This window comes from Halomonas sp. Y3 (assembly GCF_024137965.1).
GTDB lineage: Bacteria > Pseudomonadota > Gammaproteobacteria > Pseudomonadales > Halomonadaceae > Halomonas > Halomonas mongoliensis.
The window spans coordinates 317,798-340,960 of record NZ_CP099975.1 but is presented as its reverse complement, the minus strand read 5'-3'; the positions used below and the strand labels follow the sequence as shown (position 1 = coordinate 340,960).

The following is a 23,163-nucleotide window of genomic DNA, read 5'->3' as shown; positions in this document are numbered from 1 at the left end:
CCACCTCACCGCGAGGCCCATTCATCAATGGCCGAGGGAGCCAGTTTCCTGTGTAGCCCAGGATACCGAAGCCTGACCAACACAGTTTCGGAAAAGGCTTGGTTTTTCCGGATCTTTCACTTCCCGCCTTTTTCCACCCATCAAACAAACCAGGACTTTATAATGCTGCAAAATTAGTGAAAGAAAACCTTATTAACAATGCAACGGAAATGCAACCTACAGCATGCAAGCATACTGACCTCAACCAAGAATCACTTTTCAACTATAGACCGAGGCCTTTATGTCTAGCATATATCAAAAGACAGCAGCCACTGCTCTTGCTGGAATATTTTCTGTGCTTTCTTTTCAAGCCAGTGCCGATCTTTCTGATCGTTTTTCTGATGCAGATGGCGACATGATTGCTGATATCCCTTCAGATGAGACCCAATGGATAGATCCTGACACTCTGGTTTTCGCCTACACTCCTGTCGAAGATCCTGCTGTCTATGCCGATGTTTGGTCTGATTTTCTCGATCATCTAGGCCAAGTGACTGGGAAAGACGTTCGTTTTTTCCCCGTTCAGTCAAACGCTGCTCAACAGGAGGCGCTGCGAGCCGGGCGAGTTCATGTAGCAGGATTTAATACCGGCGGCGTACCTATGGCGGTTAACTGTGGAGGGTTCCGTCCTTTCGCCATGATGGCAGGAGAGGACGGCAGCTTCGGCTACGAAATGGAAATCATCACCTACCCGGGAAGCGGTATCAATTCTGTAGCAGACCTGGCCGGAAGAGAGCTCGCCTTTACTTCTCAGACGTCAAACTCTGGTTACAGAGCCCCCTCAGCAATTATAAAGTCAGAGTTCGGCCTGGAAGCTGGAGTGGATTTTGAAACCCCTTTCGCTGGCACACATGAAAACTCAATTCTAGGCGTAATTCACAAAGATTACGAGGCTGCAGCAATTGCCAACTCTGTTATCACAAGGATGAAGGCAAGAGAAGTAATCAGCGAAGATGACTACGAGGTGATTTACACCTCCGCCACATTCCCCACGACCCCCTACGGCACTACTCATAACTTGCACCCTGATCTCCAGAAGAAGGTCCAGGAAGCGTTCTTTAGCTTCGACTGGGAAGGCACGCAACTGCAGGCGGAGTTTTCCAACAATGGTGAGAGCCAGTTCATTCCCATCGATTACGCTGAGCGCTGGGAGATAATCCGCACCATCGCCGAAGCCAACGGCGTCACCTACGACTGCGACTGACCTCCACCTCATACCACCGACCATGACCAGGCACGGGCCAGGAGGGCCTCGCTCTCCGGGCCCGTGTGCGTGAAGGGAGACTGACCATGCTGACGCTTTCCCAGGTCACCAAGCGCTATCCCACCGGGGATCGCGCCCTGACCGATATCGACCTGACCCTGCCGCGGGGCCAGGTCATGGCGCTGATCGGCCCCTCCGGGGCCGGCAAGAGCACCCTGATCCGCTGCGTCAATCGCCTGGTGGAACCCACCAGCGGCAGCATCCGCCTGGAGGAGACCGAGCTGACCCGGCTTTCCGGAAATGCCCTGCGCCGGGCGCGCCGCGCCATGGCGATGATCTTCCAGGAGTACGCCCTGGTAGATCGCCTCACGGTGATGGAGAACGTGCTCTCCGGGCGGCTCGGCTACGTGGGCTTCTGGCGCAGCTTCCTGCGCCGCTACCCCGCCGACGACATCGCCGAGGCCTTTCGACTGCTGGAGCGGGTGGGTCTGCCCCACGCCATGGACAAGCGAGCCGACGCGCTCTCCGGCGGCCAGCGCCAGCGGGTGGGCATCGCCCGGGCACTGATCCAGCGCCCCCGGCTGCTGCTGGTGGACGAGCCCACCGCGAGCCTCGACCCCAAGACCTCCCGGCAGATCATGCGCCTGATCCGCGAGCTGTGCGCCGAGCGGGAGCTGGCCGCCATCATCAATATCCACGATGTGGCCCTGGCCCAGCAGTTCGCCGACCGCATCGTCGGACTGCGCGCCGGCGAGATCGTCTTCGACGGCAAGCCCGGCGAGCTCGACGCCGAGACGCTCACCACCATCTATGGCGAGGAAGAGTGGGACACCCGCGTCCAGGAAGAGGAGGCACCCAGCGCCGCCGCGAGCGCAGCCCCGGCGCCCGCCACCCCGCTCACATTGGCCACCGGAGGTGCCCGATGAGCCGTCAGGCCCTGGCCCAGGCGGGCCGCTGGCGGCGCCTGCCGCTGATCGAGACCCCCCGGCTGCGCTGGGGGCTGGCGGCGGGCCTGGCCGTCTATCTGGTGCTGGCCCTCTCCACCATCGACGTCAACTGGGCACGGGTCGCCGAGGGCGCCAGCCGCGGGCTGAACTTCCTGGCCGCCTTCACCCAGCCGGACTTCGTCAGCCGCCGCGGCGACATCCTCGATGGCATCCTGGAAAGCCTCACCATGACGCTCACCTCCACGGTGATCGGCGTGGCCCTGGCCGTTCCGGTGGGCCTGGGGGCGGCGCGCAACATCGCGCCCTGGCCGATCTACTACCTGTGCCGGGGCATCATTACGGTGTCGCGCACCTTCCAGGAGATCATCATCGCCATCCTCTTCGTGGTGATGTTCGGCTTCGGCCCCCTGGCCGGCATGATCACTCTGGCCTTCGCCACCATCGGCTTCATGGCCAAGCTGCTGGCCGAGGACATCGAGGACCTGGACTGGCGCCAGGTGGAGGCGGTTCGTGCCACCGGGGCGAGCTGGTGGCAGACAATGAACCACGCCGTGCAGCCCCAGGTGATGCCGCGGCTGATCGGCCTCTCCATGTATCGCCTCGACATCAACTTCCGGGAGTCGGCGGTGATCGGCATCGTCGGGGCCGGCGGCATCGGCGCCACCCTGAACACCTCCATCAGCCGCTACGAGTACGACACCGCGGCGGCGATCCTGCTGATCATCATCGCCATCGTGCTGCTCTGCGAATACAGCTCGAGCCATATCCGCCGCTGGACCCAATAGGACACCCCCATGCCCGTTTCGACGACGCCGCAGGGCACGCCTACCTGGCGCCTGCGCACCACCCGCGCCCAGTGGCTGGGCTATCTGGCCTGGCTGGCCGGCGCCTGCCTCTTCCTGCTCTGCTGGAAGCTGATCTCCGACAACACCATGTGGGTCTTCGTGGAGGACGCCGGCCGCCAGGGCAGCGATCTCATCAGCCGCATGCTGCCACCCCGGTGGGAGATCGCCCACCGGCTCTGGCAGCCCATGTGGGACACCCTCAACATCGCCACCCTGGGCACCCTGCTGGGCATCGCCATGGCCTTTCCGGTGGCCTTCCTGGCCGCCCGCAACACCACGCCCCATCCGCTGGTGCGCAGCGCCGCCCTGGTAGTCATCGTCTCGTCCCGCTCCATCAACTCGCTGATCTGGGCCATGCTGCTGGTCACCATCCTGGGCCCCGGAGTGCTGGCCGGCATCATCGCCATCGCCCTGCGCTCCATCGGCTTCGTCGGCAAGCTGCTCTATGAGGCCATCGAGGAGATCCACCCCACGCCGGTGGAGGCGATCAGCGCCACCGGTGCCGGCCGCCTGCAGGTGATGAGCTACGGCGTACTGCCCCAGGTGATGCCCGCCTTCGCCGGCATCAGCGTCTACCGCTGGGACATCAATATCCGCGAGTCCACGGTGCTGGGGCTGGTGGGCGCCGGTGGCATCGGACTGCAGCTCAACGCCGCCATCAACAGCCTGGCCTGGAACCAGGTCAGCGTGATCTTCGTGATGATCTTCGCCACCGTGCTGGCCTCGGAGTGGATCTCCGCCCGAGTGCGTCACGCCATCATATGATGAGCGGAAGTGCAGCGGTTGGCGTCGCCACCCGCTGCCTTACTTGCGACGCTCCACCCCGGGCGTCATAGACCTGCAACACCACACCCTCAGGGTGGTTCTTACGCGAAGCACGTAGTGCGCGCCCCTCCAGGAGCCCTAACATGACCAAATCGACCACCACTATCCTGATCGACACCCTGCAGCAGGCTGCCCGGGCGGCCGGTAAACTCCTCCACGAAGGTTACCATGACGTCGGAGTCATCGACTTTGAGTGCAAGGGCGCCTCGGATTTCGTGACCCACTACGACCAGGCGGCTGAACACGCCATCATTGAAACCATCCGACGTGCCCACCCCGATGTGGGCTTTCTCGGCGAAGAAACCGGCGCCACTCCGGCCAGCGACAGCGACCTCACTGTAATCATCGACCCACTCGACGGCACCAACAACTTCCTGCACCGTGTGCCTCACTTCTCGGTCTCTATTGCAGTGCGCCAGGGCAAGGTCCTGACCCACGGTGTGGTCTATCAACCGCTACTGGACGAGATGCTCTGGGCCATCCGTGGCCAAGGGGCTTATCAGGGGTCACAGCGAATGCCCGTTTTACCAGCACGCCCTCTCACTGAGATGCTGGTCGGCACCTGCTTCCCTTATCACGACAAGGGCGACTGCGCGACAAGCCAGCGACAACTCTCCGCTCTGATGCCCCGCGTGGCCGGGATTCGCAGCCCAGGCTCTGCTGCACTCGAGATTGCATATACTGGCCTCGGCCGGTTTGACGCTTTTTGGTCTCAGGGCGCGCGACTGGATCTATGGGACATTGCAGCAGGAATCGTCATTGCACGAGAAGCAGGATGCAAGGTCACCGACCTTTCTTGCAACCCCAATCCCGCTGAGTGGAACAGCTTGCTCATAGCTAAGCCAGAGCAACATGATAAGCTTTTAAGCGTACTGGTCAAGTGAAAGGGAGGGGGCAAGGCGTGTCATCAACAAATCCTGAGTTTATCGGATATGGACAGATGATGGGGTTAGTGCAGATGGTCGACAGGCTCTTTATTTTACCATGCAAACCGTCCTTCTAAGCCGTATCCAAAGTGATCGTCACTTTAAGCAAAATCCCGACTTCCCACTGGCACATAGGTTTCACCTGACCACATGAACCCATTAATGCTCGATACTTCCAGCCTCGCGAAAGCCACTTTGGCCATCCAAAGACGCACTGGGGGTATCTCGCTGATCTTATGGAAAGCACGACCCCATCCTCACATAATCACTATATGTAAAGAGTGGTATTGGGAGAGATTCTCACCAAGGTGATGGAGAGATTTTCATAACCTTCCCAGATCAAGTTAGAGGGGCAGCAAGCCAAACTGACACAGTACCATTCTCGCAATAATCTCCGAGCTGAATGCATACGGATAGATGATACCAGCAACACTGACCAAAAACTGTAACAAGAATCCTGATATAATCACACCCTCCAGATTATCCTAGTGGAAAATTTAAGAATTTTTATTATAAGGGTGGGAGTAATGAGTCTTGGCGTTTGGCTTACTTTCCTAATGGCTTCGTTTTTGGTGAGCATATCTCCAGGGGCAGGAGCTATCAACACGATGAACAGCGGAATTAATAATGGTGTTAAGTCCGCCTTCCCAACCATCTTGGGCTTGCAACTTGGGTATGGCATACAGATTCTAGCAGTTGCTATTGGGATTGGGGCAATCTTAGCATCTTCCACCACAATTTTCTCACTTATCAAGTGGATGGGAGTTGCATATCTAGTTTGGTTAGGCGTTCAGAAGTGGAGATTACCTGGCTCCTTGGGCAACATCGATAATGGCGAGAACACAAAGAAGAAGCAGTTCTGGCAATCTGCGTTCGTCAACCTAACCAACCCTAAAGCCACGGTATTTCTGGTCGCTCTTTTCCCCCAGTTCCTATCCAACAGCAGCACGTCATCTTATATACCCCAGCTCTTTCTAATGGGCGGAACGCTCCTCACTGTAGATATTATCGTCATGTTCTGCTATGCAGCACTGGCTAGCCAGCTCAAGCGATTTGTCAACTCCACATCAAGAATAAAACTTATGAATCGCGCATTTGGTTCTTTTTTTATAATCGCAGCCATTATGCTTGCAGCCTACAAAAAGACTTGACTCCATGAGATCAGCATACAAAGGAGAGTAGCGCCATTCTGCTTGCTGCCAAAATTAAATCATTACGAGCCCCTAAGCTGAATATCAACAGCTCTCTTCAGACTACAAGTGCGGAGATAACACACCTTTCAAGCTTGGGATAAGAATATTCTGATCCCTCCCAATCAGCCCTCCTTCCGTGCGGAAGGAGGGCTAAGGTCATGCAACAAGTTGTCTGGCCAGGACCATCTCCACGGAGTCTCCATCCGTGTTGAGGGCATCCAGGCCCGACTCGGGCACGTCTCCCGACGTGCTTTGGGCCACGGCAATCTTCTTGGCCATCAGCGACAGGCAGGCGATCTGTGACGATCCGGCATAGCCGAGGTAGAGCACCTTCACTGGCTGCCGCTGGCCGATCCGCCAGGAGCGGCGAGCGGCCTGCTGCAGGGTGTAGACGTTCCAGCCCGTCTGCATGAAGACGATGGTGGGGAAGTCCAGCAGGTCGAGGCCGGTCTTCACCAGGTCCGGATTGGTGATCAGCACGTCGACATCGCGGTCGACCTGATCGGCAATCCAGTCCTCGCGTCGCTGGGTCTCCACGCTCGAGCGCAGCACCGCGACCTTGAAGCCGGCCTGGGTGAGCACCGCCTTGAGTCGACTGCTGGTATCACGCTTGCCGGTGTATGTCGTGTAGACCAGCACCTTGCGACCCTCCGCCTTCTCTCGCCGGCAGATCGCCACCAGTTCCCGCTCCTTGGGCATCGGCTGCTGCTCGCCGTATAGGCTCTTCACGAACGCCAGCAGGCTGCCCGAACGCGGATGCTTGACCGTCTCCGGTCGGAAGCAGCAGTCCGGCCAGGCCAGCAGCGCATTGAGCACCACGCCCAGCAGGGTGGTGTCCTTGCGTGCCAGCGCCTGTCTGAGCTCGGCGGTCAGTTGACCCTCGAGCCGCCGGTAGGCAAAGGCCTGCTCGTCGTCCATCGGCACCTCGATGAAGTCTTCATCGTAGGGCGGCAACACGTTGCCACCGATGTCCTTGAGCTTGAGGAAGACGGTGAAGGGCAGCACGTAGCGCATGATCCCCTTGGGGCCGAAGCCCGGGGCCTTGACGGTCCGCACCGACAGCTTCTTGCCTCGCGCTGTCTTGTGCGAATCGCCATCGCGCTCGGTGTAGATGTCCTTCAACACCCCGTGGTCACGCAGGAACGACATGGCCGCAGGCCCCATCGATCCGCGCCCGTTGGGGCGATAGCCGTCTTCGAGCATCTTCGGCGTGAGGATGCGGAACAGCAGGTGGAACAGGTCGTCGGCATAGCCGCCCATCAGGGTGCCGGTCAGCAGCAGCGACTTGCGCGCCTTGGCTGCCAGCACGCCCATGGCCTGGCCCTGGGCCGACCCGGCGTTCTTGTACTCATGGCCCTCGTCCACGATCAGCAGATCGAAGGTGTGATCCGGCAGCTGCCGCTTGATGAACTCGCTCGGCTGATAGCCGCCTTCACCGAAGCCGAACTCCATCGTGGCCATGGCGCGCTCCATGCGGGCCGCCTGCCGGTCGGAGAACACCAGCTCGCCGTTCTCATCCATGAGGTTGATGAACTCGTGGATGTTGTCGCCCAGCAGCGTGGCCAGGAACTCCTCGCCAAACTGCTGCACCAGGCGCTCCGAGGAGACCTTGCCGATGGTGGGCAGCTTGCGCAGCGCCTTGAGCACCAGGTCGCGCTGCAGGCTGCCCGTCGCCCGCTGCGGCCGCATCAGCGTCCAGAGAGGGCTGTGACAGTGCCGGCACTTGTGGCGCCGCTCCTCACGGAGAAACTGCGACAGCGATACCACCTCGTTGTCGCAGTCGACCACCGTGCCACCGCACTGGGGGCAGGCCGCCAGCTCGCCGCCCGGCACGCGCTTGCGCGCGGCAACGGGTCGCCAGTGGAAGCCCATGCGCATGCGCACACGCCCCAGGATAAAGAACTCCGGCCGCCCATCGGACGGCTGGCCCAGGGCCTCACGGAGCTTGAGCAGCTTGACCAGGGTATCCGGGCCGTTCAGCACCCAGACCCTGGCCTGATCGACGGTCTCCAGGATCTCCCGCCGCCACTTGTAGACCAGGTGGGGCGGTGCGATCACCAGGAAACGCCGATAGCCTTCGCCGTGACAGACCGCCGCGGTGGCGATGGCCATCATGGTCTTGCCGGTGCCCATCTCGGCGTTGATGATGCCCGCCGGCTCGTGCCGGTCGAGCAGCAGCGCCGAGATAGCCTGGACCACCTCAGCCTGCTCGGGGAAAGGCGCCCGCTTGAGGGACGCCATCACGGCCTGGCGACGAGAGTTGGCCTCACCGTCATAGACTGGGGGATGGGAGCGGTTGAGCGAGGCCAAAAGGCCATCGCCAAATTCCTCCACGAAGGCGTTGAGGTCCACCTGAGGCCCGAAGACCTCGCCAGACTGCGCCATGCCGGCCGGCGCCGGCAGCTGAGTGATGTCGTTCATGTCCGTCTCCTTGTTCACAAGAAAACGGCGGACACTCCCCTCCCCTGGCGGGTTGGAAAGGCCCGCCGTGGGGAATGGCGCCCGGGGCGCCGGTCAGTAGTCGTCTGGCAGCAACAGCGTGGTGGCGCTGCGGTCCGCCTCGGTGATGATCCAGACCGTGAGCGACTCACCGATCCGGTAGGACGAGAGCAGCCTATCACCGTGAACCAGGGCCTGCTCGTTGCTCTGGCGGTCCTCCTCAGGCACGTCACCCCAGTCGCCGGTGACGTGTCGTCGGAGCAGCGCCATGGGCGAGACCTCGCCCTGCTCCACCAACTCGTTGACGGCCCGGGTCATCACCACTCGCCCCACCTCGAAGCGGCGTGGATCCGGCCTCGCGGCACGTTCGGCGACCCGGTTGAGCGGCGCAGGCGCATCGCCTGCCTCGGCGTCTGCCATCTGATCACCCTCTTCCGGCTCGCCATCATTGGCCGCCGGCGTCGAGGTAATGGTCAGCAGCTGCCCACAGCGAGGCGAGTCAGGCGTCATCTCCCAGGCGCGGATCACCGGCACAAAGCGGTCGGTGAGCACGCGGGTCTCGGTGATGGAGCCATCCTCCCGCTCGGTGAACTCGGTCTTGGCGACCTTATCCTTGTGGGTGTTGCCCTTGACCACCAGGCAGCGCCCGTTGGGCGCGGTGACCACGCCGGAGATCGCCCCGGCCGCCAGCGACAGGGCCAGATGCCAGGAGGAGAGCCGACGCACCGGGGGACGCGGCGACAGGCCGGTCTTCCCGAACACGCTGCCCACCCCGGGCCAGAGCCCCTGCAGCTTCCCGACCTCATCGGCCAGCTGCTCGGCATCGAGCGACACGCGGTAGAAGTGGCGCAGCTCGCCCTGAGCCGCCGGTACCACGTAGGGTTCAAAGGGCCACACCTCCGGGATCACCTCGGGTATGACCTCCTTGCTTCCCACGCGCAGCAGCTGGGCGCGCATCGCCTTGGCCTCCTGGCTGCGCTGCGCCTCACGGCGTCGCACCCGGCGGCCCAGGATCACCACCTGCTGGAAGTCATCCACGGCGGCGCGGAAGACCCTCAGCTCGGTGAAGTGGTTGACCAGCCAGCCGGTCAGCTCCTTGTCCAGGGCGTAGTCGGGAACGATAAGCACCATCACACCCCCGTACTGCAGGGTGCCAACGGTGCGCTGGTAGAACAGCTTCTCGAGGCGCCTGCGCCCCTTGCCCTGATAGCTCTCGTAGCCGGCGTGGTCGGCCAGCAGGTCGCCATAGGGCGGGTTGAGCCACAGGCAGCCCACGCTGCGCGGTGAGATCACCGTGTCCATCAGGTCGCCCTGTAGGCCTCTATCCACCAGGCCATGCATCGAGGCGGCCCGCTCGGCGTGATACTCCACGGCGCAGGCCTGAACGCGTTCGCGCCCCAGGTGGTGGGCAAGCTCGGCGATGGCAGCGCCCTCCCCCGCACAGGGGTCGAGCACCCGCATCCGGCCGGTGCTGGCTGGGCGGAGCGCCTGAAGCACCCGCTCAAGCGACGCCTTATCCGTGGGGAAGTAGCCATTCCTGGCGAAGTTGCGCGCGATGCGCTGAAACATCAGTGCCATGCGACACCTCCTGTCGGTTGGGTGTGGTAGGCGCGGCCAGAACGGCCGCACCAGGGTGGAGCGAGAGCTCAGGGCTCGGGTGTGAGTACGCCGGCGCGGATCATGCCGCTGAGGCGTGGGGCCAGGTCGTTCTCATCGAGGGAGATCTCCCAGGCCTGGATCGGCCCCTGTGAGAACGAGGCCGGCAGTACCGCCTGCTGGGCATGCAGCAGCGTCATCACCGGCGCCTGCCAGTGATCCAGCAGGGGCAGCGGGCAGAGCTCCCGCACTCGGGGCCACAGCTGGTCATCCACCGGGCAGACGCCCTCCTCGTCGTCGAGCAGGGCGATGCTGTGCAGGTTGGTCCGATCCGGCGTAATGCAGCGCTGGTCGAAGAGCCACACGTGCACCAGGGTGCCGAAGCGCGTCTGGCGCAGCCGGGCGGAGCGCCGGGAGTAGCGGTCCATGTCGCCAAAGACCATGGGGTGGCGAGTGTCGCCCCGGCAGAGATGCAGGGTATCCAGACCGTTGTCTGCCGTTGGCAGCGTCAGCCTGGCCAGCAGCTCCTGCAGCGCCGTATCCCGCCCCCAAAGGGAGAGAAACAGGCACTCACGCTGCCGGCCAAGGCAGAACGCGTCGGCGTACAGGTCCAGGCACTCATCAAGGGTGTAGAGCTCGGGCATGATGGCCTCCATCGGTTAGCGAAGAGCGATGGGGACATCCCGAGCCCAGGGCATCGAGATGCCCCGGTGGGGAGTGGCTGCCTCAGGCAGCGGCTTGCCAGGTCTGGGTCGGCGCCTGGAATCGGTAGCCCAGTTCCTTCAGTCGACTCACCTGACGGCGGAACAGCGCTCGGTCCACGGTGGGATCGAGCTTGACGCTCTGCCCCAGGGGCCAGAGCAGTCCGAAGAGCTCGGCGTCGGGATTGGCCTCATGGCCAGCGGTGTGGGTATCCGGGGCTTGCGGCCCTGGTCCCTCACCAGCATCAACCTGAGGCTGCGGCGCAGGCGGTGCCATCGGCTCCCCCGACCCAGACGCAGGAGGGGCTGGAGGCACGGGTGGCACAGGGGTGGCCTCCTCCTCCAGCGGGTCCATCTCCGCGGAGTCGAAGCGCGGGCCGTGCTGATTCACCAGCATGCCGTCCTCGGTCAGCAGCATCTCGCCGACCTTGGCGCGGACCTCCACCACCAGCCGGCCGCCGGCGAAGTAGCTCGCCGGGCGGATCTCGAGCAGCAGAAACTCGCCCTCAAACACCCCTTCGCTGAACTGGTCCAGCTGAGGATCCTTGATGACGAACTCGCCGATCGAGGCCGCCAGCCGGCCGACGTTGAAGGGGCCGTTGCGCCCATGAATGGTGCGGACGGTGAGCCGCCCGGGGATCTTGATCATTACCAGACTCCTGTTCGACAGGATGGAAAAAGAGCGGACGGGACCGGCAGCGCCGGCACCCGTCTAAGAAGTCACGGGCCAGCGCCCGAGGTGTCAGAGATAACCCCGCTCCGCGAAGGAGACCGAGTCCGAGCCGCCCACCACGATGTGGTCGAGCACGCGCACTTCGATCAGACCCAGCGCCTCCTGGAGGCGCTGGGTGATGCGTCGGTCCGCATCGCTCGGATCGGGCTCTCCGCTCGGGTGGTTGTGAGTGAAGATCACCGCACCGGCGTTGTGGTGGAGCGCCGCCTTCACCACCTCACGCGGATAGACCGAGGCGGAATCGAGGGTGCCGTGGAATAGCTCGCTGAACTCGATCACGCGGTGCTGGGTGTCCAGGAAGATGGCACCGAACACCTCATGGTCATAGCCGGCCAGCTTGAGCCACAGGAACTCACGCACCCGATTGGGCGTGTTGAGCTTCATGCCTTTGGAGACGGAACGCTCCACCACCTGTCGCGCCGCATCGATGACACGGTCATCGGGGGCTGCTAGGTAGTTGCCGTCGCTGTCGCGCACGAACAGCTGAGGCGCATTGGATGGGGAGTAGCGAGACTCTGCCGGGAGGGCAGCTGCTGAAGTGTGTGTCATGACCAGAACCTCCGGACATGACCGAGACCGCCCCCTCCGGGAGCGATGTCCCGGTCGGGGTGGGTAGTGAGGAAGGGTTACGCGGCGAAGTGCTGCGCGTGGTTCAGCTCATCGTGGCGTGCCACCAGCAGGTAGTCACCGTGCTGGCGGTCGCCTTGCACGACCAACGCCTCGAGCTCGAGAGCCAGAGGCTGGTGGGGATTCCCGCTGGGCGGGATGCGATGATGCGTCAACCGCACCGCCTGGGTCCCAGCCGGGTACCCGGACAGCTGGCCGGCCAGGCTCTGCAGCAGCAGGTGGAAGCGTTCGATGGGCGTGACCCCACGCTCCGAGACCACGTGCTCTGCGACAAACATGCAGTCATTCATGACCCGCTCGCTGAGGCGGATCTTGCCCGCAAAGCCGTGATCGCGAGCCAGAAACGACATATCGTAGGACTTCATGGTGGATCTCCTGCGGTAATGCACACAGGGGACACACCTTCCCCACCGGGGATGTGAATCCCCTGGTGGGTGATGGCACATGAGTGCCGAGGAAGAGGTGCAGCATCCAGCCCGGATGGGCGGCCTCGTCTCGGGATGCGCGAGGCCTTGGGAGGTGGCGTACCGCCAAGCGGCGCACCCTTGAAACGCCTGGGTGCCGGGGTGCCTCGGTTGGTGCCGGTCGAGACCACCGGGCCGCCATGGGCGGCACTTGCATCGGTGAGCTTACGACATTTATTCTGCATGTCAAGCCAGCTCATTTAATAATAAATAAGTACCGGAGGCACCCATCTTAAAGACACAGCAAGATTGACGGTAAATAATGTGAAGCTGATGGGATTACAAGCCTAAAAAATTGGCCTTTCTTTTTTCTAAAAAAGATGAAACTCCTTCACGAAAATCATCTGTGCTGGCACACTCGGAAAAAGCAATAGCCTCATGATGCAATTGTTCCACCAGGCTGGAGCTTTCAGAATAAGCAGACAGGCTCTTGACCTTGCCAAAAGCATATGTAGGTCCATTGCAAAGCCTTGACACCAACTCCTCAGTTTTCCCAGACACCTCTGCATCATCAAAGACAAAATTTACCAGCCCATAATCCATGGCTTCACTGGCACTTATCGATCCTCCCAACAGCACTAACTCCATGTATTTTTTAATCCCAACAGCCCTAGGAAGGGAGAATGAAAGCCCACCATCTGGGCTTGCACCGACCTTTGAGTATGAAATAATGAATTTAGAATTATCTGACGCAACAACCAAATCGCAAGCCAGTGCAAGGCTTACGCCTGCACCAGCCACTTTCCCTTCTACACATGCAACAACAGGCTTCTTAAGGTTCATGATCATCATAATCAACTGGTTGAGATCCTGAACTCTATTATAAAAAGCATGCTTAGCTTCACAACTGGGGCGCTCAATCAGTTCAGAAAATTTTTTCAGGTCACCCCCGGAGATGAAATTCCCTCCCGCACCTTTAATCACAACACATCGTATAGATTCATCAGAATCAGCCTTAGCAAGAGCTTCTTTAAGTGACTCCCTCATTTCAGAGGAAAATGCGTTCCTCACTTCAGGGCGGTTTAAAATTATCCAGAGAGCCCCACCACTTTCATTGATTTTAACATGCTTCATATCTCACCTTCTCGCACTACGACAAACCCATTATCAATTATCTTCGCCCCACTTTCTTTAGAATAGCACTGGAATGAATAGCCATAACTCACTTCCCATATTTTCGTAACAACAGTATCACCGGGATAAACTGGAGATGTAAAGCTAGCCCCCATTTTCTTTACTGCTTTATCATCATAGTTAAGCACTGCTCTTAAAACCGCATGACAGGAAACACCAAATGTACACAGACCATGCAAAATCGGCCCATCAAAGCCAGCAGACTTAGCAACTTCAGGTGAAGCATGTAAAGGGTTAAGATCACCGGAAAGCCTGTAAATCAAAGCCGAATTTGGAAAAGTACATAGCTCTGATTCAATATCACACTCTCGATCGGGAATTACACTTTTTATTTTAGAACCAACTCTCCCGCCCTCACTAAATCCACCATTCCCTCTGGCAAAAGAAGTTGTTCTAACGGTACATATCTTAGAATCTGTCTCAAAATCTTTAACCACCCTCTCTGTAATTATAATCGCACCCTTATTCGCACCCTTATCAAGAACATCAACCACACGTGTAACACTATAAACCTTGCCAGCCTCTGGCAATGACTCATGCAGCTCAAACTCCTGCCCAACATGAAGCAGTTTAACCCAATCAATCCCAGTGTCCGGGTCCTTGGCCCAAAAGCCTGGATGGGCTAAAACAACAGCCATGCTTGGCATTGGCCTTAATCCATCCTCATATACAAACTTAAGCTGCGAACTATCTCGTGGGTCAAACCCCACTCCCACACCCAAGGAATATAAAATAGTATCCTTAAACGAATACTCATGAACAACCTTCTTGAACTTTCTCGTCATGAGATGACGGCTAAAGGCATCCATATTAAACTCCTAGAGCAATTACATGGGATCCCAAGAAAAGACATCGCCACTTCTTTCAAGCGAGTAGAAGCTCGACTTAAGTGCGGGCATTGCATGTTCGTGAATTTTATCTGGAGTCCAACCATCTGACCTATGCACACTCCTCAGCGGCCGACTTTGTCCCATCAAAAAAATCTCGTTATTCCTGACTGCAAAGATCTGTCCGTTTACTTCTGCTGCCAAGTCAGACCCAAGATAAACAGCCATATGAGCATTTTTGTCGGGCGTCATAGCTTTCATTGCAGCAACACGCTTTACTTGCTCTGGAGTATCAGTTGGAAGGGAATCTGTCATTCTGCTCCATGCAAACGGAGCGATACAGTTCGACCTGACGCCAAACCTGTTCATATCAAGAGCAATTGACTTTGATAACGCCACAATACCCAGCTTTGCTGCCGAATAGTTTGATTGACCAAAGTTACCAATGAGACCGGAGGTGCTTGTCATATGAACAAATGATCCGGACCCTTGCTTACGAAATATTTCAGCAGCAGCCCTGCTCACATAAAAGGTACCATTCAAGTGAACATCAATTACCGACTTCCAGTCATCGACACTCATCTTGTGAAAAATAGTATCCCTAAGTATTCCCGCATTATTTACTACAATATCCAACCTCCCATAAGAATCTATTGCTGATTTCACTATTTTCTTTGCGGACTCCCAATCAGCAACGCTATCGGTATTAATATGGGCCTCACCACCAGCTTGCTCAATAATTTTTTTGGTTTCCTCGGCAGGAGTAGCCGATCCTCCTTCGCCGGCTAAAGACACCCCAATATCGTTAATCACCACCTTTGCACCTGATGCTGCTAGTGCAATTGATATTTCACGCCCGATGCCATTCCCACCGCCAGTTACAATGGCTACTTTCCCACTATTAATCGCGACTGACATAAATCCTCTCCTTTTGGGCAATATGCTGATCTACTTTTTTTTCACGCAAATTTTAGACAAAGCTTCTTCATATTCAACTTTTAGTCTATCTACAATCTCACCAACATGTGGAACATCATCAATGACAGCAGCCCCCTGACCCGCCCCCCAAATGTCTTTCCATGCTTTAGCTTTAGAGCGGCCATCTTTGAAGCTCATAATAGACTTATCTGCCACTGGGAGATCATCAGGATCGAGACCAACATTCCTCACACTTTCTTTAAGGTAGTTGCCATGAACACCTGAGAAATAGTTACTATAAACAATATCTGAGGCACCAGCATTCAAGATGGAGCTTTTATACTCTTCGGATGCATTCGCCTCTTTCGAGGCAATGAACCGAGTACCCATATAGCCAAAATCAGCTCCCATCGCCTGAGCAGCAAGTATAGAGCTTCCATTTGCAATTGACCCGGATAGCACTACCGGCCCATTGAAATATTTCCTAACTTCTCCTACCAAAGCAAACGGAGACAAGGTGCCAGCATGACCACCTGCACCTGCGGCTACCAAAATCAGGCCATCAACACCTGCTTCTAGGGCCTTCATCGCATGACGCAAGTTAATAACATCATGAAGAATTATCCCCCCATATGAGTGGACCTCATCTACTATCTCCTTTACCGGAGCGCGAAGTGACGAAATAATAATTGGGACTCGATGCTTAACACATGTCCTAACATCCTCTTCAAGCCGAACATTTGAAGAGTGGGATATCTGATTAACTGCAATCGGGCCGACAGCTTTCCCTGGGTTACTTGAGGAAAACTCTGCGAGATCCTCCTTTATTTGATACAACCAATCATCTAGAATCTCTGGCTGCCTAGCATTTAGTGCTGGGAAAGAGCCCACTATTCCGCTCTTACACTGAGCCTTTACAAGCTCTGGATAGCTCACAGTGAACATTGGGGCAGAGATCACAGGAAGCGTCAGCCCTTGCAGAACTTCAGGAATATATTTAGACATAAACAGCTCCATAAATTAACGCCCGCTTTTTAGAATAAGCATATCAGACTCACCTTCCTGAATAATGCTGCCTGACTCATCCACCAGTTGTAGCAACCTGTTTACACGCCCTACCCTCTCACTTTTACCGGGATCTTTCTCTAATATAAACAACTTGAGCCGTAGAGTCATACCCAGAGTGATAGGCTTCCTGAATTTCCAATCTTTTAGCGACATCATTGCAACGGCAGATTTCTCAAAAATCCCTAGTGAGTGAATCATGCCTGTAGCCAGTGCAATACCAAAAGCCCCATGCACAAGCCTTTCACCGTATCGGGTTTTAGAGCTAAATCCAACATCACAATGAATTGGATTCCAGTCCCCAGAAAGCATCGAGAAAAATGTTAAATCACTTTCTGTCACAGTCCTTCCTGTTGACTCAAAGGACTGACCTTCCACAAGGTCATCGAAATAAAGAGAAGTGCCCACCTTTTCCTCCAACGTAAAGTTAATTACCTATCGCAGATTCAGCCATGTTTCTCAAGCTACCACGCTGAATCTTTAAACCATTAGGACCGCTAGTTGCCGGAAATTCCGAAACCTTAAAGACATACTTAGGAACTTTAAAAGGAGCCAAGCTCAATTTGCATGCATCTATGACCTGATTCTCCAAGTCTTCCGACTCTTGAGACTCTTTCACAAAAGCAATTGCCACATTTACCCCTTGGTTCTGTATAGCGACAACACACACATCCAACACATCAGGGACTTTCTTAATTACAGCTTCAATTTCAGATGGATTAACAAGAAACCCGCCAAGCCTAATAGCATCCCCCATCCTTGACTCATATACCAGCGAGCCGTCTTCTCGAATATGTCCAAGATCTCCAGTTTTGAAAAAGCCATCCTCCGTAAGAGCGTTACGGGTAGCTTCATCATTGTTTAGGTAGCCGATGAAATTTGTCGGAGATTGAATTTCAATCTCCCCAGGCTCTCCTGCTGGAAGTATGTTACTTGTTGCTAAATCCCTAATTCTTATTTTCGCCGAATCCCCGGCGGTGGGTTTTCCTCCTCCTTTAATCCTTTCTTCTAACGTCATGCTATCGTCCTGGGCACTAAAAATTGCCATAACCTCACTTGATCCATACAAACCAAACAAAGGTATTCCTCGAGACCACGCATTAATTGCATACTCATGGAAACTAGAATTAAATGCTCCAAAACCAAAAAACCTGGCATCAGGGAAAGGCTTTTCTTCATCGCATGAGTCAATGATTTTTTTGTACATATCGTCACTACCAAAGAGGTGTGTGACTTTAAGTTTTTTCATCAAAAGAGCAGCTTCTTTACCGTCCAGCGCATCAATGATAACGGTAGAAGCCCCACCAGAAAATGCAGCTAGCACTGCATTTAACCCGAAAGCCCCACAAAAAGGCAGCACAGCTAGCAAGGTCATTCCCTGCTTATCTAGACCATAAAACCTTGCGCAATTATTTGCATGCGTCACTAGGTTCGACTGGGATTGCATTACGAGCTTTGGCCCACTAGTAGTCCCCGACGTCGAAAAAAGAATTGATGTTAATGAGCCATTTGGCACAGGTAAATAGCACGGAACCTTACTTTCACCATAACGTTCCGAAAGCGAATCGTCAGATAGAAACACCATCCCGTTCAATTCGTCAAAATCTGAAGGGTCAAGCCCGGCGCAGTAGATAAACTCTATACTTTCAAGAGCACTGCAATCCACAGAAGAAAGCAACTTCAAGAAGCTCTTTGCACGAAATTTCTTCTGCATTAACAATGCCTTGGGGGAAGACTTACAAAACATGTCTTCAATTTCTTTTTTTCCATACCTTGTATTAATCGGCACCACGGTGCAACCAAGCCTAGATAGGGAAAAATACCATGACAGCCATTCAACACTATTCACAAGCCAAAGAGCTATAAAGTCCCCTTCTCTCACTCCTTTCTCGCTTAGCCACTGGACTTTTCGCTTACACATTTCCTCGAATTCTGAAAAAGTATATTCCTGGCCTTTTTCATAGAATGCTATAGCTCTAGGGAATTTTTGGCTCGCAGTTTCAACAAGGCTGTAAAGGTGGTTTTGCATAACCATAGCTACTGACACTCCTCAAGCTTTTTCAAAAATCGCAGCTACGCCCTGGCCGCCGCCAACACACATTGTTTCAAGGCCGAATTGACAATGAGACCTACGCTGCATTTCGTGCAGCATACTAACCATGATCCTAGACCCAGTAGCACCTATTGGATGCCCAAGCGAAATACCTGATCCATTAACATTTATTTTGCTAAAATCATCGATTTTCCATTCTTTCAAAACGGCAAGGACCTGGCAAGCAAATGCTTCATTCACCTCAATTAAGTCAATATCATCTAGTTTGAGAGAGATTTTTCTTAATAACTTTTCTACAGCAGGAACAGGTCCAATCCCCATGTACGCGGGGTGGCAACCAGAAGCAGCCCACCCGACCATGAACCCTGAGGGATCACACTTAATCTCCCTAAGTTTATCTTCTGATATAACAATACATGCGGCGGCTGCATCACTCTGCTGGCTCGCATTGCCTGCAGTCACAGTCCCGCCAGGAATTATTGGGTTTAGCTTTTCCAACCCCTCCATGGAAGCATTTTCGCGCACACCCTCATCCCTTGAAAAAAGAAGGCTTTCCCCATTTTTCTTCCTAACATGAATAGGTACAACCTCTTCATTAAACCTCCCACTTTCCCATGCGCGGAAAGCTCTTTCCTGGCTCATCAATGCATACCTATCTGACTCCTCCCTACCGATACTATATTTTTCTGCAAGATTTTCTGCGGTTTCTATCATGCCCGAAATATAACCAAATCGACTCTCGGGCTGTGATCTCTCACGCCCTCTATCAAGACGATCATGCATTATGAATGAACCGGCCTTTTTCCCCCAGCGCATGTTTGTCGAGTAATACTCAATATTACTCATACTTTCTACTCCGCCAGCAACAACAACGTCACAGGCGCCTGATTCCACCATCATTACAGCATTAATAATAGCTTGAAGCCCTCCCCCGCAGCGTCTGTCAACGTGCATCCCAGGCACTGCTTCAGATAGCCCTGCCTCCAAGGCCGCCCACCGGCCAACACAGGGAACTTCACTATTTGAGTAAGACTGAGCAAATATAACATCTTCTATAAGATTAGGGTCAATACCTGACCGTGAAACAGTCTCTTTTACCACAGCCGACGCCAGGTTCTCAACTTGCACATCTTTTAAACTTTTACCAAATGCACCAACGGCTGTTCTGACTGGTGCAACAATTGCAGCTCTACGCTTTTTCATTTAAACACTTCCATGACAATGTATTAAGATGCTGGACTCAGGCCCCGCCCCAAATAAGCACCGCACCACCGAAGATAACACCAAGATAAACTAGCACTAGCACCAGATAGCCCATAATTTCTTTGAGCTTCAGCCCAGAAATTGCAAGCGCCGGAAGCAGCCAAAACGGCTGTACCATGTTAGTCCACTGATCCCCGATCTGGACAGCTGTAGCAGTTGCTGCATAAGAAGCTCCCAGCTCTCGTGCAGCTTCGATCATCACTGGTCCTTGCACAGCCCATTGGCCACCACCCGATGGAGCTAGAACATTAATTATCCCTCCACTTACAAAGGACCAGAAAGGCAGTGTTTCAGCCGTTGCAAACCCTGTGAAGAAATTTGAAAAAGAGACCATCAGTCCTGACCCAACCAAGATACCCATTATCCCTGCGTAGAATGGGTACTGTATGATCACTCCCGCAACAGTTTTTACCGCATCATTTAGGGCTTGAAGAAATTTCGCAGGCGAGGCAAAAAGGATGATGCCAAGGAAAAGGAATCCAAAATTCAAAATATTAAGGTTAAGAGCCCCTCCGTCTGCGATATAGATATAAATATAGTAGAGCCCAAGAAGGCCAATAGAGACCCCTAGCACCTTACTATTATTCATTTTTTGAGAAAAAGTCACAGGGGCTTGGAAGTCACTTGCTTTATAATCAACTTCTTCGCTAATTTTACTCCTATCTATTTCATGAACTGAATCCTTGTCTTTAGGGTGCATAAGTGCATTGAAAAATGGAAGGGTAAGCAAAATGAGGACTGATGTGGCGAGCATAACCGGGGAGAAAATAGTTTCTTTTAGCGGCACAATCCCCATCGCAGACTCCATAAAGTGGCCGTCCGTTGAGATTACAAGAGGAACAGTGCCAGACAGACCGATTCCATAAACAGAAAGCCCGGAGTAAGCAGCTGCTATAGCCAGCGGGTAGTGCAGTCCTTTAACGTTGATCGCAAGCTTCCTGGCCACAAGGCTACCAACGATTAGCCCAAACCCCCAGTTAAACCAACAACCTAAAATCCCAACAACAGTCGCCACAACCACTGCCTGACGTGGCGTTTTAACTTTTTTTGTGACCTTTTCTAAAACACCATTCACTAAAGGTGTTTTTGCAAGAATGTAGCCAGTAACAAGTATCACAGTCATTTGCATTGTAAAACTGAGCAACGTCCAGAACCCGTCGCCCCAGTATTTAGTAGCCTCATTGACCGTGGTTCCCTCAGCTACAACTGCGAGCACAACCGTTAAGATGGTGAGAGCAATTGCCACTACGAATGCATCTGGCATGTACTTATGCACAAGCCTTGTAAAAAACGCCACTATCACTGTCATAAATCACCTATAACTTGTTATTGGTTCCAATGTTTTGTTTTGCGGTGCGATCTCTACCCGATAAGGTTTCTACCCTTTTACACTTTATATGCCCATTCTTGCAACATTCTTGCTCAGGAATAAATCTCAAATATCAGAACCCCCCTTTCACACATTCTAAATAGACCTTAGTCTTATACGCCTCGCCAGGCCGAAGGAAACACTTGACAACGATGGCGAGAACAGAAAAATGCTGCGCGTCATCACGATCCCTCACATGAACATGCTCGTGGCAATTGATCTCAGGTTCACATGTTGGGATAGTTCGGCCCGCCGCCGCCCTCCGGCGCCACCCAGGTGATGTTCTGGGCCGGGTCCTTGATGTCGCAGGTCTTGCAGTGCACGCAGTTCTGGAAGTTGATCTGGAACTGCGGCTTGCCGTCGTCCCCCTCGATCACTTCGTAGACCCCGGCCGGGCAGTAGCGGCTTGCCGGCTCGGCGTAGGTCGGCAGGTTGTCGCGGATCGGCAGCTCCGGGTCCGCCAGGCGCAGGTGGCAGGGCTGGTCCTCCTCGTGGTTGGTGTTCGAGAGGAACACCGAGGAGAGCTTGTCGAAGGAGAGCTTGCCGTCGGGCTTCGGGTAGTCGATCTTCTCGCACTCGGCGGCGGGCTTGAGGGCCGCGTGGTCCGGGGTAGTGTCGTGGACGTTGGGCAGCTTGCCGCCCAGCAGCTGGTTGACGAAGTTGTAGGCGCCACCGCCCACGGTGCCGTACTTGTGGATCGCCGGGCCGAAGCTCGCGCTCTCCTTGAGCTCGGCGTAGGCCCAGCTCGCCTCCCACTTCTCGGTGAAGGCGGTAAGCTCCTGGCCCCCTTCGTCACCGCCGGCGATCGCCTCGAAGACCGCCTCGGCGGCCACCAGGCCCGACTTCATGGCGGTGTGCAGGCCCTTGATCTTGGCGAAGTTGAGGGTGCCGGCGTCGCAGCCGATCAGCAGGCCGCCGGGAAAGGTCATCTTCGGCAGGCAGTTGAGGCCGCCCTTGACGATGGCCCGGGCGCCGTAGGCGACGCGCTTGCCGCCCTCCAGGTGCTTCGCCAGCACCGGGTGGTGCTTCATGCGCTGGAACTCGTCGAAGGGGGAGAGCCAGGGGTTCTGGTAGGAGAGGTCCATGATCAGGCCCACCACCACCTGCTGGTTCTCGGCGTGGTAGAGGAACCAGCCGCCGTGGGTGGACTTGTCCAGCGGCCAGCCGGAGCCGTGCAGCACCAGGCCGGGCTCATGCTGCTCGGCGGGGATGTCCCACAGCTCCTTCAGGCCGATGCCGTAGTGCTGGGGGTCCTTGCCGGCCGCCAGGTCATACTTCTGGATCAGGCGCTTGCCGATATGGCCGCGGGCGCCCTCGGCGAAGAGGGTGTACTTGGCGCGCAGCTCCATGCCCGGCATGTAGCTGTCCTTGGGCGCCCCGTCGGCGCCCACGCCCATGTCGCCGATCAGGATGCCCTTGACCACCCCCTCCTCGATGATCGCCTCCTGGGCGGCGAAGCCCGGGAAGATCTCCACGCCCAGGCCCTCGGCCTGCTCGGCCAGCCAGCGGCAGAGGTTGCCGGCGCTGATCACATAGCGGGGCATGTCGCCGCCGGTGTTATGCATGCTCTTCGGCACCAGGGCATTGGGCAGCTTCTGGGCTTTCTCGGCGTCCTTGAGCAGGTAGAGCTCGTCGCGGATCGCCGGCGTGGTCAGCGGGGCGCCGCGCTCCTCCCAGTCGGGGAAGAGCTCGGCCAGGGCGCGGGGCTCGAAGACGGCGCCGGAGAGGATATGGGCACCCACCTCGGAGCCCTTCTCCACCACGCACACGGTCAGCTCCTGCTCGGCGGCATTGGCCTGCTGCATCAGCCGGCACGCCGCGGCCAGCCCCGAGGGGCCGGCGCCGACGATGACCACGTCGAAGTCCATCGAATCGCGTTCGGTTACTGATGTCATGAAGAGTCCCTGTATCTGAAAAAAGCCGACGGGCATGGGTTCAACCATGCCGCGCCGGCAAGGAGAGAACTTTTTGTCTCATGCTTTCAGTGAGGAATGAATG

Annotated in this window: 21 protein-coding genes and 1 pseudogene; 6 read left to right on the top strand and 16 right to left on the bottom strand. The window is 56.0% G+C overall.

Translation table 11 applies throughout. From position 1 onward, the window contains the following. Nucleotides 1–280: 280 nt before the first annotated feature. From phnD to rhtB, 6 genes are all read left to right on the top strand, one after another. Complete coding sequence (gene phnD / locus NHL60_RS01675; protein WP_133484208.1) at nt 281–1,240, top strand: phosphate/phosphite/phosphonate ABC transporter substrate-binding protein; 960 nt, start codon at nt 281–283, stop codon at nt 1,238–1,240. Nucleotides 1,241–1,326: 86 nt separating this feature from the next. Beyond that, entirely contained in the window at nt 1,327–2,166 is an 840-nt protein-coding gene (gene phnC, locus NHL60_RS01670; protein ID WP_253448114.1) for a phosphonate ABC transporter ATP-binding protein, read from the top strand. Beyond that, nucleotides 2,163–2,972, top strand: coding sequence for a phosphonate ABC transporter, permease protein PhnE (gene phnE, locus NHL60_RS01665; RefSeq protein WP_133484210.1), 810 nt, complete (start codon nt 2,163–2,165; stop codon nt 2,970–2,972). The genes phnC and phnE (NHL60_RS01665) overlap by 4 nt, the downstream gene beginning before the upstream one ends. Nucleotides 2,973–2,981: 9 nt before the next feature. Beyond that, nucleotides 2,982–3,797: a phosphonate ABC transporter, permease protein PhnE gene (phnE, locus tag NHL60_RS01660; protein WP_253448111.1), complete on the top strand. Its 816-nt coding sequence runs from the start codon at nt 2,982–2,984 to the stop codon at nt 3,795–3,797. Nucleotides 3,798–3,940: 143 nt separating this feature from the next. Further along, nucleotides 3,941–4,741 carry an inositol monophosphatase family protein gene (locus NHL60_RS01655; RefSeq protein ID WP_133484212.1) on the top strand — a complete coding sequence of 267 codons (801 nt, stop codon included), beginning with the start codon at nt 3,941–3,943 and terminating at the stop codon, nt 4,739–4,741. A 569-nt stretch (nt 4,742–5,310) separates the two neighbouring features. Next, nucleotides 5,311–5,934: a homoserine/homoserine lactone efflux protein gene (gene rhtB, locus NHL60_RS01650; protein ID WP_133484227.1), complete on the top strand. Its 624-nt coding sequence runs from the start codon at nt 5,311–5,313 to the stop codon at nt 5,932–5,934. Nucleotides 5,935–6,132: 198 nt separating this feature from the next. Here the strand turns inward: rhtB and NHL60_RS01645 are convergent, their stop codons facing one another. The 16 genes and pseudogenes from NHL60_RS01645 to NHL60_RS01570 form a co-directional block, all read right to left on the bottom strand. After that, nucleotides 6,133–8,361, bottom strand: coding sequence for an SNF2-related protein (locus NHL60_RS01645; protein WP_367399351.1), 2,229 nt, complete (start codon nt 8,359–8,361; stop codon nt 6,133–6,135). A 129-nt stretch (nt 8,362–8,490) separates the two neighbouring features. After that, nucleotides 8,491–8,733: a plasmid related protein gene (locus tag NHL60_RS01640; protein WP_204248990.1), complete on the bottom strand. Its 243-nt coding sequence runs from the start codon at nt 8,731–8,733 to the stop codon at nt 8,491–8,493. A 150-nt stretch (nt 8,734–8,883) separates the two neighbouring features. Next, nucleotides 8,884–9,993: pseudogene (locus NHL60_RS01635) on the bottom strand (DUF6094 domain-containing protein); the annotation flags it as partial. A gap of 68 nt (nt 9,994–10,061) precedes the next feature. Continuing rightward, complete coding sequence (locus NHL60_RS01630; RefSeq protein WP_253448108.1) at nt 10,062–10,655, bottom strand: hypothetical protein; 594 nt, start codon at nt 10,653–10,655, stop codon at nt 10,062–10,064. An 82-nt stretch (nt 10,656–10,737) separates the two neighbouring features. Then, entirely contained in the window at nt 10,738–11,361 is a 624-nt protein-coding gene (locus NHL60_RS01625; protein ID WP_253448104.1) for a DUF3275 family protein, read from the bottom strand. A 93-nt stretch (nt 11,362–11,454) separates the two neighbouring features. Then, on the bottom strand, nt 11,455–11,994 hold the full coding sequence (gene radC / locus NHL60_RS01620; RefSeq protein ID WP_253448101.1) for a DNA repair protein RadC: 540 nt from the start codon (nt 11,992–11,994) through the stop codon (nt 11,455–11,457). Nucleotides 11,995–12,071: 77 nt separating this feature from the next. Then, nucleotides 12,072–12,437, bottom strand: a complete 366-nt coding sequence (locus NHL60_RS01615; protein ID WP_253448099.1) for a hypothetical protein — start codon at nt 12,435–12,437, stop codon at nt 12,072–12,074. Nucleotides 12,438–12,815: 378 nt separating this feature from the next. Continuing rightward, complete coding sequence (locus NHL60_RS01610) at nt 12,816–13,610, bottom strand: enoyl-CoA hydratase/isomerase family protein (protein ID WP_253448096.1); 795 nt, start codon at nt 13,608–13,610, stop codon at nt 12,816–12,818. Next, nucleotides 13,607–14,479, bottom strand: coding sequence for a MaoC/PaaZ C-terminal domain-containing protein (locus NHL60_RS01605; protein ID WP_253448093.1), 873 nt, complete (start codon nt 14,477–14,479; stop codon nt 13,607–13,609). Before NHL60_RS01605 ends, NHL60_RS01610 begins: the two co-directional genes overlap by 4 nt. 18 nt (nt 14,480–14,497) lie before the next feature. Then, a complete protein-coding gene (locus NHL60_RS01600; RefSeq protein WP_253448090.1) occupies nt 14,498–15,415 on the bottom strand; it encodes an SDR family NAD(P)-dependent oxidoreductase in 918 nt (305 codons plus the stop codon). Between the two features lie 30 nt (nt 15,416–15,445). Then, nucleotides 15,446–16,420, bottom strand: coding sequence for a nitronate monooxygenase family protein (locus NHL60_RS01595; RefSeq protein ID WP_253448087.1), 975 nt, complete (start codon nt 16,418–16,420; stop codon nt 15,446–15,448). Between the two features lie 15 nt (nt 16,421–16,435). After that, a complete protein-coding gene (locus NHL60_RS01590) occupies nt 16,436–16,888 on the bottom strand; it encodes a MaoC/PaaZ C-terminal domain-containing protein (protein ID WP_253448083.1) in 453 nt (150 codons plus the stop codon). Between the two features lie 19 nt (nt 16,889–16,907). Beyond that, nucleotides 16,908–18,515 carry an AMP-binding protein gene (locus NHL60_RS01585; protein WP_253448081.1) on the bottom strand — a complete coding sequence of 536 codons (1,608 nt, stop codon included), beginning with the start codon at nt 18,513–18,515 and terminating at the stop codon, nt 16,908–16,910. 15 nt (nt 18,516–18,530) lie between these two features. Beyond that, a complete protein-coding gene (locus tag NHL60_RS01580; protein WP_253448078.1) occupies nt 18,531–19,736 on the bottom strand; it encodes an acetyl-CoA C-acetyltransferase in 1,206 nt (401 codons plus the stop codon). 37 nt (nt 19,737–19,773) lie between these two features. Next, entirely contained in the window at nt 19,774–21,105 is a 1,332-nt protein-coding gene (locus NHL60_RS01575) for a short-chain fatty acid transporter (protein WP_301271083.1), read from the bottom strand. A 287-nt stretch (nt 21,106–21,392) separates the two neighbouring features. Next, nucleotides 21,393–23,060 carry an electron transfer flavoprotein-ubiquinone oxidoreductase gene (locus NHL60_RS01570; protein ID WP_253448074.1) on the bottom strand — a complete coding sequence of 556 codons (1,668 nt, stop codon included), beginning with the start codon at nt 23,058–23,060 and terminating at the stop codon, nt 21,393–21,395. Nucleotides 23,061–23,163: the final 103 nt, after the last annotated feature.